This window comes from Okeania sp. KiyG1, assembly GCF_014132355.1.
Lineage (GTDB): Bacteria > Cyanobacteriota > Cyanobacteriia > Cyanobacteriales > Microcoleaceae > Okeania.
The window spans coordinates 70,050-85,995 of record NZ_BLZO01000068.1 but is presented as its reverse complement, the minus strand read 5'-3'; the positions used below and the strand labels follow the sequence as shown (position 1 = coordinate 85,995).

Here is a 15,946-nt window from a genome sequence, read left to right as displayed (position 1 = left end):
AAAATGCAAGCTACCAGAACGACGGGACACACTCCCCCCCAGTCATCGCCCCACTGGTCTCCAATATTTCCCCATCCAGAGTAACAATTCGATGTTTACCCAAATACTTCCGAGCATTTGCCAAAGTATCAAATACCACCGTAGAGCCAAACACATAGGCAAAAATATTCTGATAACGAGAGTCACAGTCAATCAAATTCACCGCATAATCAATAAACCCTGCTGCCCCCCAACGCAAACTATTATCTTGGTTGAGGCGAGAAGGCCGAATTTTATTCAAAGGTAAAAAAGTCATTCTCCCAGCTCTTTGTCGCTTCAAAAATTCAATCCCGGCAGCTCCCACCGCATCATTTTCTACCACCATATTTCCCAGACGACCTCCGGCAGCAATTTCTAAAGCCAATTGATATTTTGGTTCTACTCTCCCTAGTTGTGCCACTAACCCACAAATGCCAGAAATACCAGACTGTTGCAGCATTTTTGTGGCATAAGTTCCCGAAGCTTCTTGAACTGCCTGTTGCTGGGCTTCTAATTTATCTAGTTTCCGTTGTCTTTCCCTTTGTTCTTGGAGGAGGCGAGTTTGAGTATCTTGTTGAATTTGCAGGTCTTGTTCCACTGCTGCTAATTGTTTGGTCAAGGATTCTACTTGATAATTGGCGGTTTCTCTTGACTCTTCTACCTTTTTATGGTAAGCATTTTGATTTTCTATTTCTACCGCCAGGGCGACCACGGACTCTTGCTGTTCTTGAATTTGCTTTTCCAACTGATGTATTTGTTCCCTAACTCTTGCTTGTTCGGTAAGTTGGGGGTTGAGGGTTTGTTGTAGGGTTTCAATTTGATGATGAAGTTGGGCTTGTTCTTGTATCCAAGCTTCAGCAGTAGAAGCAATAGCACTAGCTGACTCTCGTTGTTGGTTAAGAGTTTCCCGTGCTTGGTTGCGAGTGGTCTCTAGAGATTCGACTTCTTGAGCTTGAACAATTTTGTTTGTGGCTAATATTTCCAGATTTTGTTGGTGTTTCTGTATTTCTTGTTGGAGTTGGCTGAGGTTATTGATGGTTTGCTCAATTGTGGTTTCTAATTCTTTATGCTTTTGTTTGAGTTGACGGCGGTCAGCTTCTTGGGTGGCAAGGGTTGATTGTAGGGCTAAAAGTTCTTCTTCTCCCAAAGCTTTTACTTGGACATTAAGTTGGTCTAGATCGGTCTGGGCCCGTTGAATTTCAGTTTGTTTAGTTTGAATATGTTGATTAATTTCCGTAGCAGAGCGATCGCCTGATTCTATATTTTCCCTAAGTTTCCATTCTTGTTTTTGGAGGTTTTGCCATTTGAGAATTGTTTGCCAGAGACTCTTTTGTTCCAGTTGACCCCGCAATTCTTGATATTTTTGAGCTTTTACACAGTCTTGGGAAAGACGGTCACATTGTTTTTTCAGTTCTTTTTCTACAATGCGACTTTTTTCTTCCTGTTCTTTCACCAAGTCTAATTTATCTTTGGCCAGAGTAATTTTTCTATCAAATTGAGCCACTCCTGCCATTTCATCAATAATTTCCCGACGTTCCCGAGATTTCATAGAAATAATACTGGTTACGTCACCCTGAAGTACAACGTTATATCCCTCGGCGTAAACCCGGAGTTGATTTAGTTGTTCGTGGAGTTCGGTCAGGGTACATGGTTGACCATTCATATAATAAGTAGATGTGTAAGTCCCTTGTTTGGTAACTCGGAGGCGGCGGGAAATACTCCATTCACTTAAAGAATGAAAAGATGAAGCTATCTCAAATGGATCGTCAGATTCTGGAGTATTTGCTCCATTTTCTATTACTTCTGATGGATTTTCTGTAGTTGTTTGGGTTTCTGACTGTGAAGGTTCGAGGTCTTCGTAGCCATTTAGACTTGTTTCTACATCTTCTAAATCAAAAGTAACTTTAACAATAGTTTCGACAGTTTTGCGTCCTGCTAATTTGTTATTAACTAAGTCTGGCAGGCGTTCGGCTCTCATACCTTTGGAAGTAGATAGGCCCAAGCAAAAAAGGAGTGCGTCGAGAATGTTGGATTTGCCCGAACCATTAGGCCCAGAAACCACAGTAAATCCAGGCAGCAACGGAATAGTAGTAGTGCCACCGAAAGATTTAAAGTTAGTTAGTTCCAGGCGTTTGATATGAACCATGAAGGCCAGTTGTTGGACTGGGTAGATTTTGGGCTTTTAATTATTCTAGACATTATAGACAGGACTTGAGATTTGTGGAATGGGCATCTTGCCCGTTCGAGATATTTTGCCGTTCTAGATATTTGCCCGTTCCAGATATTTGCCCGTTCCAAATATTTTGCCGTTTCAGATATTTTGCGGATGTCGCAATAGGAGTTTTTGCTCAATGTTGCTTTTGTTGCGGATGTCGCAATAGGAGTTTTTACTCAAGATTTGCTTTTGTTGCGTATGGCGCAATAGGAGTTTTTGCTCAAGATTTGCTTTTGTTGCGTATGGCGCAATAGGAGTTTTTACTCAAGATTTGCTTTTGTTGCGGATGTCGCAATAGGAGTTTTTGCTCAAGATTTGCTTTTGTTGCGGATGGCGCAATAGGAGTTTTTGCTCAGAATTTGCTTTTGTTGCGTATGGCGCAATAGGAATTTTTGCTCAGAATTTGCTTTTGTTGCGGATGGCGCAATAGGAGTTTTTGCTCAGAATTTGCTTTTGTTGCGTATGGCGCAATAGGAATTTTTGCTCAGAATTTGCTTTTGTTGCGTATGTCGCAATAGGAATTTTTACTCAACATTATGTGCAGAGCAATAACTATTGGACAATAGATAAAACATCAATATATCAGAAACACAGCGATCGCTTGGCAGTGCAGAGCAATAACTATTGGACAATAGATAAAACATCAATATATCAGAAACACAGCGATCGCTTTCTCTGCAGAACAATAACTATTGGACAATAGATAAATCATCAATATATCAGAAACACAGCGATCGCTACTCAGCAGAACAATAACTATTGGACAATAGATAAATTATCAATAATCTCGAAATAGAGCGATCGCTTTCTCTACAGAACAATAACTATTGGACAATAGATAAATTATCAATAATCTCGAAATAGAGCGATCGCTTTCTCTACAGAACAATAACTATTGGACAATAGATAAATCATCAATATATCAGAAACACAGCGATCGCTTTCTCTACAGAGCAATAACTATTGGACAATAGATAAATCATCAATAATGGCGAAATAGAGCGATCGCTAATCAGCAGAGTAATAACTATTGGACAATAGATAAATCATCAATATATTAAGAAACACAGCGATCGCTTTCTCTGCAGAGCAATAACTATTGGACAATAGATAAATTATCAATAATGGCGAAACACAGCGATCGCTTTCTCAGCAGAACAATAACTATTGGACAATAGATAAATTATCAATAATGGCGAAACACAGCGATCGCTTTCTCAGCAGAACAATAACTATTGGACAATAGATAAATTATCAATAATGGCGAAACACAGCGATCGCTTTCTCAGCAGAACAATAACTATTGGACAATAGATAAATTATCAATAATGGCGAAACAGAGCGATCGCTACTCAGCAGAACAATAACTATTGGACAATAGATAAATTATCAATAATGGCGAAACAGAGCGATCGCTTTCTCTACAGAACAATAACTATTGGACAATAGATAAATTATCAATAATGGCGAAACAGAGCGATCGCTTTCTCTACAGAACAATAACTATTGGACAATAGATAAATCATCAATCTATAAGAAACACAGCGATCGCTAAAAGGAATTAATACTCTAGTAAATCAGGCTGTTTTTTTGTTTCTAGGGTTGAGAGACCGAATTCAATATCTTCAAGCTCAAATTCAGAAGCATCAGTCTCGACAGGGGGTGTTACCCTGTTGTTAACAACATTAAAGGTGATATGAAATTGTAATGGCGGACTCAAGGAGCTTAATAGCAATATTATCGAAGAGATTAGAACTGTAGTATTATTATCCCCAGACATCTCCGATAATTTGTTTAAAACTCTTGTAAAAAGTTTATTAACTCCTAATTTCTGAATATTTCTATCGTCAGGCATCAATTTGACCTCTTGTTAGTTTTTTACATTCATAAGTCAATGATAAAATATGGGTTATTAGGGCATTTTTGGGTTATCCCAGAAAAATTTTCAAGCTTGTCAGAAGTCTTGCCAGAAGTAGAATAGAGAATGTTCATTTAAGAATCTGGAATATCCCAAATCCCAGAATCGTTATTAATATTAAGAAATCAAACTATGCCAACAGAAAAATCTAGAACATTTACAGATAAGCATAAAGAGCAAGTGAAAAGGTTTCTCGAAGCGTTATTAGATTATCAAAAGTATGAAAAAATTGAAGCTGAATGGCAAGAAGGAAATCCTGAACCTCATCATTTAGTTGTTAATAAGACTACAAAAAAAGACCTTGCTGAAAAAGCTTATTCTGATCAAGATTTTTATAAAAATCCCCAAAAATATGAAAATGAACTATATCAGAAAGAGCAAAGAAAATATAAGAGCTATATTCAGACAGCTATGGCATATTTAGAAGACTTAAAAATTTTAGTTCGCCACAGTCCTAAAAAAGGTGCTGCTGCTAAAAATTTGAGATTTGACTTGCGATTAACTTCACAAAATAAACAGGAAATATTCCAGAGTATTTTTGAAGATAAATGGAAGCAAAAACGAGAAAATTTATCCAATAATCCCTCCATAATTCAGGAGCATAGCAATATTGAAGTAGAACAAGCAGTGGCGGGAGTTGAAGTTAAAGGAGAAATTACTATTATCAAGTATATGGTCAAATTTAAGGGCGATTTGGATACTATTAGACAACATCAAGAAAAGATACGTCAAGCAATTATGGAAATATCTAGAGATTCTAGAAATAAAATTGTTGGTACTAAAGAGGGATGTGTAATTATAGAATTTGAAGGTTCTTTGGAAGGGTTTAACAGGCTTGAATCAAAAATAAAATCAGGTGAGCTTACAGAAATATCAGGATTTCCAATTTTAGAAGTTCAACAAATAGATGAATTAGCATTTTCAGATGCTGCTGATATTGGTTTTAAGTTAACTCAATGGTTTGATAATATTCAAATTAATGACTGGGTTTATGATATAGGAATCCAAGCTAGTCGGTTAGTAAAACAATTAAATAACGATATGACTGTTGCTGTCTTAAAAGGTAATCCGGCAGCAGAAAAAAATAACCTATTAGATAATATTGTTTCTAAAATCCCTCCGGAATGGTTATCAGAAATGGGTTTAGATTCATCTCAATTTTCCAGTAATCAGATACTAATAAGATTACTCAATAGTAGTAATTTAGACTGTATTAAATTTATTGCCTATGAATTAGGTGACTTAACCAATTTTCCTGGAGAAATTATTGATACTTTAGCTAATCGCATTCCCACAATTACAGATAGCGAAACAAGTTGGCAGCTAGCTTTAACATTAGGTAAATTTCAACCAGAAAATCTATTAGGTGCTGTAGGACAGACAAAAACTATAGAATTTCCTACTGATGATTGGTTTGATTTATTCTTAGCATTGCGAGTAAATGAAGATGATTTAATTGATGTTTTAATCCAGGTTTCCTCAGCTACAGATGAATATTTACCTGTTGGTTTACAAGTATGTTTATTAGATGAAACTGAGGAAATTTTTTCAAAGGTAGAAGCTAATGAAGAAAAAAGATATCTAAGTTTAGAATTTACAGGAGGGATAGATCAATTCTTTAGCATTAAATTCTCTTTAGGGGATAGTGATATGATTGAAAATTTTGTGATTTAGAATGGTGTACATACAGCAGATTCCTCGCATAAGAAGTACAGAGACTAACAATTAAATGAATGCAAGTGCGGGCATCTTGCCCGCAATTTTGTAGAAAATATTTATCAAACTGGTATTATTTTCCAATAACACAAAATGCAGCCCAATAATAAGGATTACTAAAAGGTTGCTTATTTTGTTTCTTTAACCAGTCTTTTATATCTACATTAACGCCACAATCTTTTATCCATTTAAGCAACTGATTTTTGTTGACTGTTTTTAGCCATAATTGTGCTTCATTCAAGGCTTTAATCACATCTTTTTCCTCCTGATTTTGATTGAGTAAATTTTGATATAATTTAATTCCAAGAAAAACACTTGCTGTTTGCTCTACTGTCCAAAGAGCGCTGATAATTCCTGATACTCCCGCCCACAAAAATGCACTGGGTAAACCAATATATTCATCAGTAATACTTCCCGCATCTGTCATTGCTGCTTCACAAGCAATTAGAGTAACTAAACGACAATTCTGTAGGTTTAAACCAAATATTTCTGTTAATTCAAGACGGCGATCGTATAAAATCAGTCCTGAATCAATGGGAGACTCTGACTCAAAACTACCATGACCAGAATAGAGAAGTGTATGACAGTTTTGGGGGTAGTCTTGTAATTGATTAATTAATGTGTCTTTTCTTGCTTGAGCGCCATATAAAACTTCAGGTTGAGATTGGGGTTTTTGTTGCTTCCAAAACTTATCTACAGTATTGACACATAATTCAGCTAAATCGCTGTCTTGGGTGGGATTACCTATTGCTAATAATCGATCGAAGTTAGGACATTTGCGCTTTTCTAACATTAGTAAAGTTTGACAGCTTGGAACATAGCGGACTCCTTTTGAAAAGCATTCAAATAAATAATTAGTTTGATTGGTATTGACAGAATTAGGATTAAATTTTTGCCAAGTTTCAGGTTTAATAGGTAGTGAATGAATAGGGAATAGGTGTAAAGATCGATGGGGAATTAAAATAACTTGTTGACAGTTTTTAGGAAGATAATTTAGTAAGTCATCAATATGCAATATTTCAGCTAAACGATTAAGACGCTCTGGTAATTCATCAATCCATTGATCGGGTTTTTTGAGATTCGTCACATAATTTAATAAGAAGTCTTTCTGGTTATTTGTAAGTAAATTATTTTCAGTATCTTCTTCTATGGAAGTTAAGCCACTAATCATTGTTTGCTTTAACTTTTCAAAGCTGCCAAAAACTGTGGAATATTTTATCGCCCAAATGAATTGGCCATAAGTGTATGAATATTCTTTATACCACTGCTGTAAATTCTCTAAATCTTCAAAACTTGATTCCCACACATAAGGTTGAAAACTTTGACGATTATAAATAAAAGCACAGAATTTTTTATCGGCTTCTAAAATATACCACTGAATAATCACCGTATAATCATCTGATAATTTTTCCCCTAATTTAGAAAAAGGAGTATATTGAACCTTTTGTCTGCTAGCTAATTTAGGAGTCATTTCTAGCTTTTTACTTAACTGCTGCTTCCGATTAGTTAAAATAATTTTGCGAGTATCTAACTCTGGTTTTTCCGCAGATTCTCTAAATAAAAAAATTGATTGCTCTTTATCTTCTATCCATTTTTGTTCGTTAGTTATTTGGTTTCTTAAATCCTGAAATTCTTTCCAATCTGTATTAGAAACATCAGCAGGTTTAGTCTGTGCAAAAATTTCTACTAAACGACGAGTTTTACTTCGTTCCACATATTCCCAAGCTGTAGCGTAATATTCGGGTTTTTCCTTGGCTAACTTCAAACAAGTTGAAACCATCAGTTGATATGTTCTAACCCATTCTTCTCCTAATTTACGTTTAGCATCATCATCAGTTGACAACTGATACAGTAAATCCTCGAAGACATTAATTGCTTCTTGATAGCTGTTAAAAGCATCTGTTAGTTTTTCATATTTTGCATGAGCATTTCCTATATTAATTAAAGTTTTGATGTAGTCAATAGGAAAAGCATTGCGAGTATGAACCAGAAGAGCATCTTGATAAGAGTTGATAGCGTCTTGATATTGACCGTTATGTTGATAAGCATTACCTAAACTATTTTTTAGATCGGCCCAAGCAAAAGGCTTGCTTTCACGGGAAGTTACACCAAGAGTATCTTGATAACATTTAATAGCTAGAGTTAGATTTTTTTCTCGCTCTTCCCCTGTCAATGCCAAATTTTTATAACAAGTTCCCAATTCAAATTTAACATTAGCTAATTTTTGGGGATTATCTTGGAATTGATTTATAGCGTTAGTTGCACAAGCAATAGCTTTTTTCAAGTTCTCTCTAGGTTTAGTAAGATTGGCAAAATATCTGTAACATGCAGCTAAGTTACCTTGAGTTTCTGCCCAATCAACAGGATATTTTTCCTGGCTGAAAACCTGCAAAGCTTTTTCATGGCATTCAATTGCTAATTTGTAGCTAGTAATGCTATCACCTCTTCCCCCCTGTGCTCTTTGACGATAAATTGCTCCTAAATTCTTTTGCGTGTAGGCCCATTTATAAGGGTAAGTTTCTTTAGTTCTTACTGTTAGAGATTGATTCAAATGGTCAATTGCTAAATCGATATTGTCAGCATACATTCCTTTACGGCGATCGCTATAATCAATTCCTAAATTATGTTGTGATTCAGCCCATTGGGAGGGGTATTTGTTAGCATCTTTATAAACCTTTAAGGCATTATTATTACATTCAATTGCTTTCTCAATATCTTCTGCACTTTCTGAATGTCCGAGCATTCCTCTGCGATAATATGCTACTCCTAAATTTTGCTGAACATCTGCCCATTGTTTAGGATAAGTTTCTTGCTTGCGAACTATCAAGGATTTTTCATAACACTTAATGGCTTGGTTTAAATTGTGTAAAGGATTGCCTTGACGATTGCAATAAGCATTACCAAGATTCATCTGTACCATTGCCCAATTTAACGTTTTTTCTGGGTAATAGTTCAAAGCTAATTTATAGGCATCAATCGCTTTTTCAACATCATTAAGGTTGCCTTTTATTTTGCTTTTTTCCCAGTAACAAATTCCTAATTTATTTTTACAAGAAAGCCATAATTCTCGATCGGGAGTATTTTCATAACTCAAAGCAGTAAATCCTTGTTCAAAAAATTTAATAGCTTCCTCTAAATTAACTAACATATCACCCCATTTATTCTCATATTTTTCATAAAAAGCTTCTCCCAAAATTAGCTGTATTATTCCCAATTTCAAAGGTAACTCCAAATGTTTATTTTCTTTTGTATAAATATCTAACACCGTTTCCATGCCTATAATAGAAACATTCAGATTAATCTCTCGATTGCCTTTGGGAAACCTTTTGATGAAACTGCTAAACATTAATATAGCTGCTGCTGTAAAATAATCTAAAACCTCTTTATCTGTACTGCTGAGTAAAAGAGAAATAGAAATTTTAAACTTTTTGGGAAATTCTTGATTAAGTTCACCTAAATTTTTTCTAAGAATGCAAATACTTTTTGTGCATCACCTTGACTCGCTAAGGTAAGCTTTAACAATTCAATAATAAAGGAAAAATCTTCTTTATTTTCCATGGGTGAATCTATGTAAGATACGGCTTCTCTTAACTCTTGAAGTTTTTGCTGATTGACTTTTACCTGTTGATAATAATAGGGATTACTTGTAGGAGTATAAACTGACAAAGCATTTTCAAAATACTGCTGGGCTTTTTTATGATTATCATTATAATTTCCTTGTAACCGAACAGTATAAGCTTGACCTAAACTATTTTGTACGAATGCTAAATTGTCAGGATAAGGATCTTTTTTAAAGACTTGTAATGCTTTTTCATAACATTCAATAGAACTTTCTATCAACTGTTCTTTATCTTCCCTGGATTCCTTCAGATTCACCATAGATAATTGTAAATAAGAACTTCCTAAATTATTTTGAGTCAGCCCCCACTTTTCCCGATTTTTTTCTACAGTAAAAACCTGTAGAGCATTCTGATAGAAAGTAATTGACTGTTGTAAATTAATTTCTGGTTCCCCTTGCTTGCGGTTGCGATAAGCATTACCTAAGTTTTCTTGAATAAATGCCCATCTTTCAGGATTAACTTCACGAGTAAATATCTCAGATGCTTTTTCATAACAAGCGATCGCTTCTTCCCATTTCTCCACCGAGTCTGCTAAAAGGTCTTCTTCAACAGCTATCCCCAAATTAATCATTAATTCGGCATAAGCTTCAGGGAATTTTTCTCTAGTGAAAAAGGTTAAAGAACTTTCAAAACCTGCTCTACTAATAGCAATATTAGTTCCCCTGTCGCCAAAAGGAAAATACAGCATTAAACCACTTAAATTTACTAAGGATAAAGCCAAATTCTGAGCATATTGAGTGGATATTTGACTTAAACCTATAGTTGCCCAACGTCGTAAATTATCAGCAAATTCTAGATTTAATTGAGGTAAATGTTTTTGTAAAATTGGATAAATAATTTCTCTATTTGTTCCATGTTTTTCAATATTTTTAAATATATCAACCAATACTATCTGTTGAGCTTCTGGTAATTCAGGAATTTTTTGTTGTGTCTTCGGTTGATTAAAATTATCACTACTAGATGATTCTAGATTTTGCTTTTTCTCTCGATCTAAATTGCTAGAAAAAGATGATGGTAAATTTTCATTCAGTCTATCTGCAATTGAATTTAATAACTCAGCATTCTGAATATTACCCATATTTTTTTCAGCTTCCGCCCTCTGTCTCATCATCTCAATAAACTCAGTATCTATGAGTTCGGAATTACCATCTAAAATACTTTGATACTGACCTTGAGGAGACCTAAGTAATTGTTCTATTAAAAACAAATATTTTTGGTAATATTCTGGATTTTGATAAATCATTTTTTCTTCCTTTTCTAGTGTATTTTCGAGTTCTGTTTTTGTATAGAAAACTCAGCGAAGGCTAAAACCTATTAATAGCAGCCAATATTTCACAAATTTTGCCCCAGATAATAGAGATTTATCCTGAAAAAGAGACTGACCAAGGGTTTAATCTTGTATAAAGCAAATAGGTAAAATCTCTACTTTGACAGCAATTAGCAATGCCAAAGGAGGCCAAAATATTTTTGGTCTCTTTAAGCTATCTATATTTAGAGATACTCAAGGGATATGCGTTTTTCCCGAAGGATTGACAAATCGGATTTTCTGAAAATTTTAAATGTCGTTAATTGGACATGATATTAATGAGTAACACTTAATACAGTTGTAATAGAAGTTATTCAAGTAAACAGAAAAAATCCGATCAAACCATAAGTAAGACACCATAATAACCTCATAATAACCCCTTCATTAATTAAATTAGTTTGTGGTTTTTCTTACGCATTACCGCGCGCGATATAGCTGCCACTAGGCTCCGCCAACGCATAAATGAAATGCAGAGGTAATTTGATTTAAAGGTAAACTTTTTGGATTAGCCATTGCAGGAGCTATTCTTAATTACCTGACCTTGATAAATCCTGATTAGTTTCTAATTTCATATTTGATTAAATTAAATTTATTCAGATTGTATTATTTCTAATAAACAAGTATAAAAAACTTGAAAACTTTTAGAGCTATTTTTTGTGGGTTTCATCTGGGGAGCAATATCTCTTGCAGCTTTCAATTTTTGTAATCCTCCTTGATGATAACCTGCTTTTTGAAGTACCCTTTCTAAAGCTTCCCAAGTACCACCTTTAATATCATCAGGGTCACGATATGTAGCTTTTTCACAAATATTTTTAGAGACTTTAGGATAAGCTTTAGTCACAGCTTGAATGTCTCCAAAAAACCAAGCTTCTAATTCTTCAATCATAATCCTATTAATTAACTGATATTTATTTTTCCTTTGACCTTTTGCTACAGATTTTGTAACAAATCCAGCATCTACAGCAATTTTTTCTAACTTCCGTTTTAATTTTTGACAATCTTCATTATCTTTATCTACTAGAATTATTATTCTGTAATAATCGGGTATCCATTTTTGATATCCTTTTAATCGGTTCGGTAGTTTAGAAAGTAAATCTTGTTTGCCCTGAAAAGAATGAGTTTCAAAAGTTATCGAATCGCTCAGAATATTTGGCAATAAATAACTGAGAGCTTCCGCCGTCGATAAATCTTCCACTAGAAATTCAATATGCAAGATTAACTACTCCTATAATGATTGATTTCTAGGTTGATTTTTGCGTGGAGCACCTTGATTTTTTAAAGGATTTCCAACTTCAAAAAAGTCTTCCATCCATAAATCACCTAAAGAAGCTCCTTCTTCCACAAATTCTTTAATTCCTCGCATTTCGTCAGTACGTTTAGCTTGAGTATAGCCATTTTTATCTCGATAAAGCACCCATAACTCCTGTGGTTTTAGCCCATCAACAAAAAATGGAGAATGAGTTGTCACCATCAGTTGAGTATTAGCTGAAGCAGCGCGACATTCTTCAGCAAGTTCTGGTAATAAACGAGGATGTAAATGATTTTCTGGTTCTTCAATACCGATAAGTTGTGCTGGATCTGGGTCATGCAATACAGTGAGATAAGCTAACATTTTCAATGTGCCATCGGAGGCAAACTTAGCTAAAATTGGTGTAGCAAAAGGAGCATCTTTTATTTGTAGCAAAAGTCTCCCATCTTGCATAATTGAAGCAGCAACTTTTTCCAAGCGTGGAACTCGACAGGAAAGGATATCAAGAATTTTTTCAAGTCGTTCTGGATGTTGTTCTTTCAGATATTGAACGACATTAGGTAAATTATCACCTGTTGGAGATAATCTTTCTTGGGCACCTGCTTCGGGAATACTGCGAGTATTATCTGCAGTTAAATAGGAAAGATGCCAACCTGTAATAAATTTTCTTAAGGCACTAACACGAGGATGTTTAGCAAATTGTCCGAGGGTACTTACTGCTAAAAATTCAGCAGATTCTAGCTTTTCTTTGATGCGGTTATCATCTTTATCAGGCTTTTCCCCAGTAGTTACTTCGCCTTCCCCTTCTTTAAAGTCTAAAAACTTAAAAGGTTTTCCTCTTTCAGCTCTTCTCCATTGCAGCCATTCTTCAGCAACATAAGGACCTTTTATTCTTTCAGCAATGGCAAGATGATATGTAATTAAAGGCGATTTTTTTGTTTCTCGATACTTAAGTTCAAATACTATATTTCCTTCAGTATCTCTAGTTCGTAGTTCTCGAAATCTACCTCTTTTTTCCCAAGCTTTTCTCAGCCCATCTGTGAAACATTCTGATAAAAAAGCAAAAACATCAAATATTGTAGATTTACCACTACCATTTGGACCTAAAAATACAGTTAATGGGGTGATTTTTTTGAGTTCTAAGTCACGCAGAGCGCGATAATTTTGTACTCGTAGATATTCAATTCTGGGAATAGATTGTTTGGGCATTTTTTCAGATAACTTTCCTTTAATAATATTAAGTTTAATCTGTTTAAATTTCTCAAATTTATCAAAAGTATGATTGGCAGCTTTCAAGGTAAGTATTTAACTTTAATATTAGACATCTCCAATCATAAAAAAGAAAATCAATTATCGTAGATAAATCATCAATTATTTTCCTCTACTCTGTAGGGACGTTGTATGCAACATCCCTACTTTGGTATTTTGCTAAGTATAACATTTGAGAAAAACTAAAATTTTATGGGGTGAATATTGATCATAATTAAATATCTGTTATAGTTGTGGAATTTCTCATATCAAGCCTCACTAATTAGCCATAATAAATTAGCTATCTTTAGTCATCTTTAGATGACTTCTACTTTGAGCCAATAAATTTATTTCTTGGCGGATGACATGGCTCACTTAAGATGATTCTTAAGGAGTATCCCATCTTTTTCATCTTTTTATATTGTGGTTAATCAGTGCAACTTGATATTAGCTCTCTATTTTGAAAATAAATTTTGGGCAAGAAGAAAGAATTAGGATACAATAACTGGAGTTTTCCAAATAAGTTCTTTTAGATATAGCATTTTAAAATGATATTTCAAACAAGAGTTAGTTATTTACTAACAATAAAAAGTCCGGCAAACCTTCTTATCTGTTGCCAGATGAGCTGTTACCTAAAAGCAACGAGGATAAAAAAAGAATATTCTGTATTTCAAGCCTCTTTATTGCAGAGGTACTGATAACTGATAACTGATAACTGATAACTGATAACTGAAATGACTTTTATAGAATTATTTAGTCTGGCTTTTTCTGGATTATTTGCGGGTGTATTAGCTGGATTTTTAGGTATTGGTGGTGGTACTGTTCTGGTACCTTTATTAGTAACATTAGGATATGAACCAATACAAGCAGTTGCTACTAGCAGTTTATCTATTATAATTACGGCTACTTCTGGTAGTTTTCAAAACTGGAAAATGGGATATTTAAGTATTAATCGAGTGTTAGGAATAGGATTTCCGGCTTTGATTACTGCTCAGTTAGGGGTATATTTTGCTAATTTATTTCCTTCTCGTTGGTTGTTATTTGCTTTTGGATTATTTCTAGCTTTGAATATCTATTTAGTGGAGTTTCGTAAACAAATAACTATGAAGAAAAAGCAAGAGGAGGAATTACAAAATAATCGGCAGGAAAATCTTCAAGTCAAACCAGAAAATACTAAGAATCAAGATTTTGTCGTGGAATTTATTTTGCCATTTACTCCTCATCCTTTACCACTAATGTTTGAGAAAATAGTCAAAGAAATAAATTATAAATTTCCAGATAAATATATGAAGGTTTTTGCTAGAGTTATTACTGGTAGTTTGGCTGGATTATTAGCAGGTGTATTTGGTGTGGGAGGTGGCGTAATTATGGTACCTTTGCAAATATTATTATTGGGTGAAAGTATTAAGGTAGCTATTCAAACTAGCTTGGGAGTGATTGTAATTACGGCTTTTTCTGCTTGTATAGGTCATGCAATTAGAGGTAATGTTTTATGGGAACCTGGGGTATTATTAGGATGTGGTGGTTTATTAGGAGTTCAATTTAGTACGAGATTTCTGCCTAAATTACCAGACAAAATTATCAGTTTAGCTTTTCGTGGATTATTAGCAATTCTATCAATTTATATTTTTGGGCAAGCAATTATTAATGGATAATGGATAATGGATAATTGATAATTGCTTAATTTGGTCTAAGACTTCTGACGCTCGTTCCGACGCTCCTTCGTCGCTATAGATAAATCAAACATCAATCTCCCGAAAGTCAGCGATCGCTTGACTCTAACTGTATCTAAACTCAAGATAACTATTGGACAATAGATAAATCAAACATTAATCTCCCTCAACTTAGCAATCGCTTGACTATGACCGTATCTAAACTCAAGATAACTATTGGACAATAGATAAATCAAACATTAATCTCCCTCAACTTAGCAATCGCTTGACTATGACCGTATATAAATAAAAATAACTATTGGACAATAGTTAAATCACACATTAATTTCCCGAAAGTGAGCGTTCGCTTGACTATGACCGTATATAAATAAAAATAACTATTGGACAATAGATAAATCACACATTAATTTCCCGAAAGTGAGCGATCGCTTGACTGTTACCGTATATAAATAAAAATAACTATTGGACAATAGTTAAATCACACATTAATCTCCCTCAACTCAGCGATCGCTTGACTGTTACCGTATATAAATAAAAATAACTATTGGACAATAGTTAAATCACACATTAATTTCCCGAAAGTGAGCGTTCGCTTGACTGTTACCGTATATAAATAAAAATAACTATTGGACAATAGTTAAATCACACATTAATTTCCCGAAAGTGAGCGTTCGCTTGACTGTTACCGTATATAAATAAAAATAACTATTAGACAATAGTTAAATCACACATTAATCTCCCTCAACTCAGCGATCGCTTGACTCTGACTATATCTAAACTCAAGATAACTATTGGACAATAGATAAATCCAACATCAATCTGCTGAAATTCAGCGTTCGCTTGACTCTAACTGTATCTAAACTCAAGATAACTATTGGACAATAGATAAATCAAATATCAATCTGCTGAAACTGAGCGATCGCTTTCTTCTGACTGTATCTAAATTCAACATAACTATTGGACAATAGTTAAATTAAATATGA

At 34.3% G+C, this 15,946-nt stretch carries 9 protein-coding genes; 3 read left to right on the top strand and 6 right to left on the bottom strand.

The annotated features are described in order from the left end of the window. Window positions 1–10 precede the first annotated feature (10 nt). Window positions 11–2,164: an ATP-binding protein gene (locus tag SAGCYANO_RS49230; RefSeq protein ID WP_307785890.1), complete on the bottom strand. Its 2,154-nt coding sequence runs from the start codon at window positions 2,162–2,164 to the stop codon at window positions 11–13. Between the two features lie 607 nt (window positions 2,165–2,771). On the opposite strand from SAGCYANO_RS49230, the gene SAGCYANO_RS14135 reads away from it, so the two are divergent. Beyond that, window positions 2,772–2,936, top strand: a complete 165-nt coding sequence (locus SAGCYANO_RS14135) for a hypothetical protein (RefSeq protein ID WP_202220657.1) — start codon at window positions 2,772–2,774, stop codon at window positions 2,934–2,936. An 858-nt stretch (window positions 2,937–3,794) separates the two neighbouring features. Here the strand turns inward: SAGCYANO_RS14135 and SAGCYANO_RS14130 are convergent. After that, window positions 3,795–4,088, bottom strand: a complete 294-nt coding sequence (locus tag SAGCYANO_RS14130) for a hypothetical protein (protein ID WP_202220656.1) — start codon at window positions 4,086–4,088, stop codon at window positions 3,795–3,797. A gap of 195 nt (window positions 4,089–4,283) precedes the next feature. On the opposite strand from SAGCYANO_RS14130, the gene SAGCYANO_RS14125 reads away from it, so the two are divergent. Continuing rightward, on the top strand, window positions 4,284–5,825 hold the full coding sequence (locus SAGCYANO_RS14125; protein ID WP_202220655.1) for a DUF1822 family protein: 1,542 nt from the start codon (window positions 4,284–4,286) through the stop codon (window positions 5,823–5,825). Window positions 5,826–5,940: 115 nt separating this feature from the next. Here SAGCYANO_RS14125 and SAGCYANO_RS14120 read toward each other — a convergent pair whose 3' ends face one another. The 4 genes from SAGCYANO_RS14120 to SAGCYANO_RS14105 all read right to left on the bottom strand — a co-directional run bounded on the left by SAGCYANO_RS14120 (window position 5,941) and on the right by SAGCYANO_RS14105 (window position 13,338). After that, a complete protein-coding gene (locus tag SAGCYANO_RS14120; RefSeq protein WP_202220654.1) occupies window positions 5,941–9,213 on the bottom strand; it encodes a CHAT domain-containing protein in 3,273 nt (1,090 codons plus the stop codon). 107 nt (window positions 9,214–9,320) lie between these two features. Beyond that, window positions 9,321–10,730: a lipopolysaccharide assembly protein LapB gene (locus tag SAGCYANO_RS14115; protein WP_202220653.1), complete on the bottom strand. Its 1,410-nt coding sequence runs from the start codon at window positions 10,728–10,730 to the stop codon at window positions 9,321–9,323. A gap of 652 nt (window positions 10,731–11,382) precedes the next feature. Beyond that, complete coding sequence (locus SAGCYANO_RS14110; protein ID WP_202220652.1) at window positions 11,383–12,006, bottom strand: DUF4276 family protein; 624 nt, start codon at window positions 12,004–12,006, stop codon at window positions 11,383–11,385. 12 nt (window positions 12,007–12,018) lie between these two features. Beyond that, window positions 12,019–13,338 (bottom strand): AAA family ATPase, encoded by a 1,320-nt coding sequence (locus SAGCYANO_RS14105; protein WP_237396155.1) that lies wholly within the window; start codon window positions 13,336–13,338, stop codon window positions 12,019–12,021. A 686-nt stretch (window positions 13,339–14,024) separates the two neighbouring features. On the opposite strand from SAGCYANO_RS14105, the gene SAGCYANO_RS14100 reads away from it, so the two are divergent. Beyond that, entirely contained in the window at window positions 14,025–14,945 is a 921-nt protein-coding gene (locus SAGCYANO_RS14100) for a sulfite exporter TauE/SafE family protein (protein WP_202220651.1), read from the top strand. The last annotated feature ends 1,001 nt before the right edge of the window (window positions 14,946–15,946 follow it).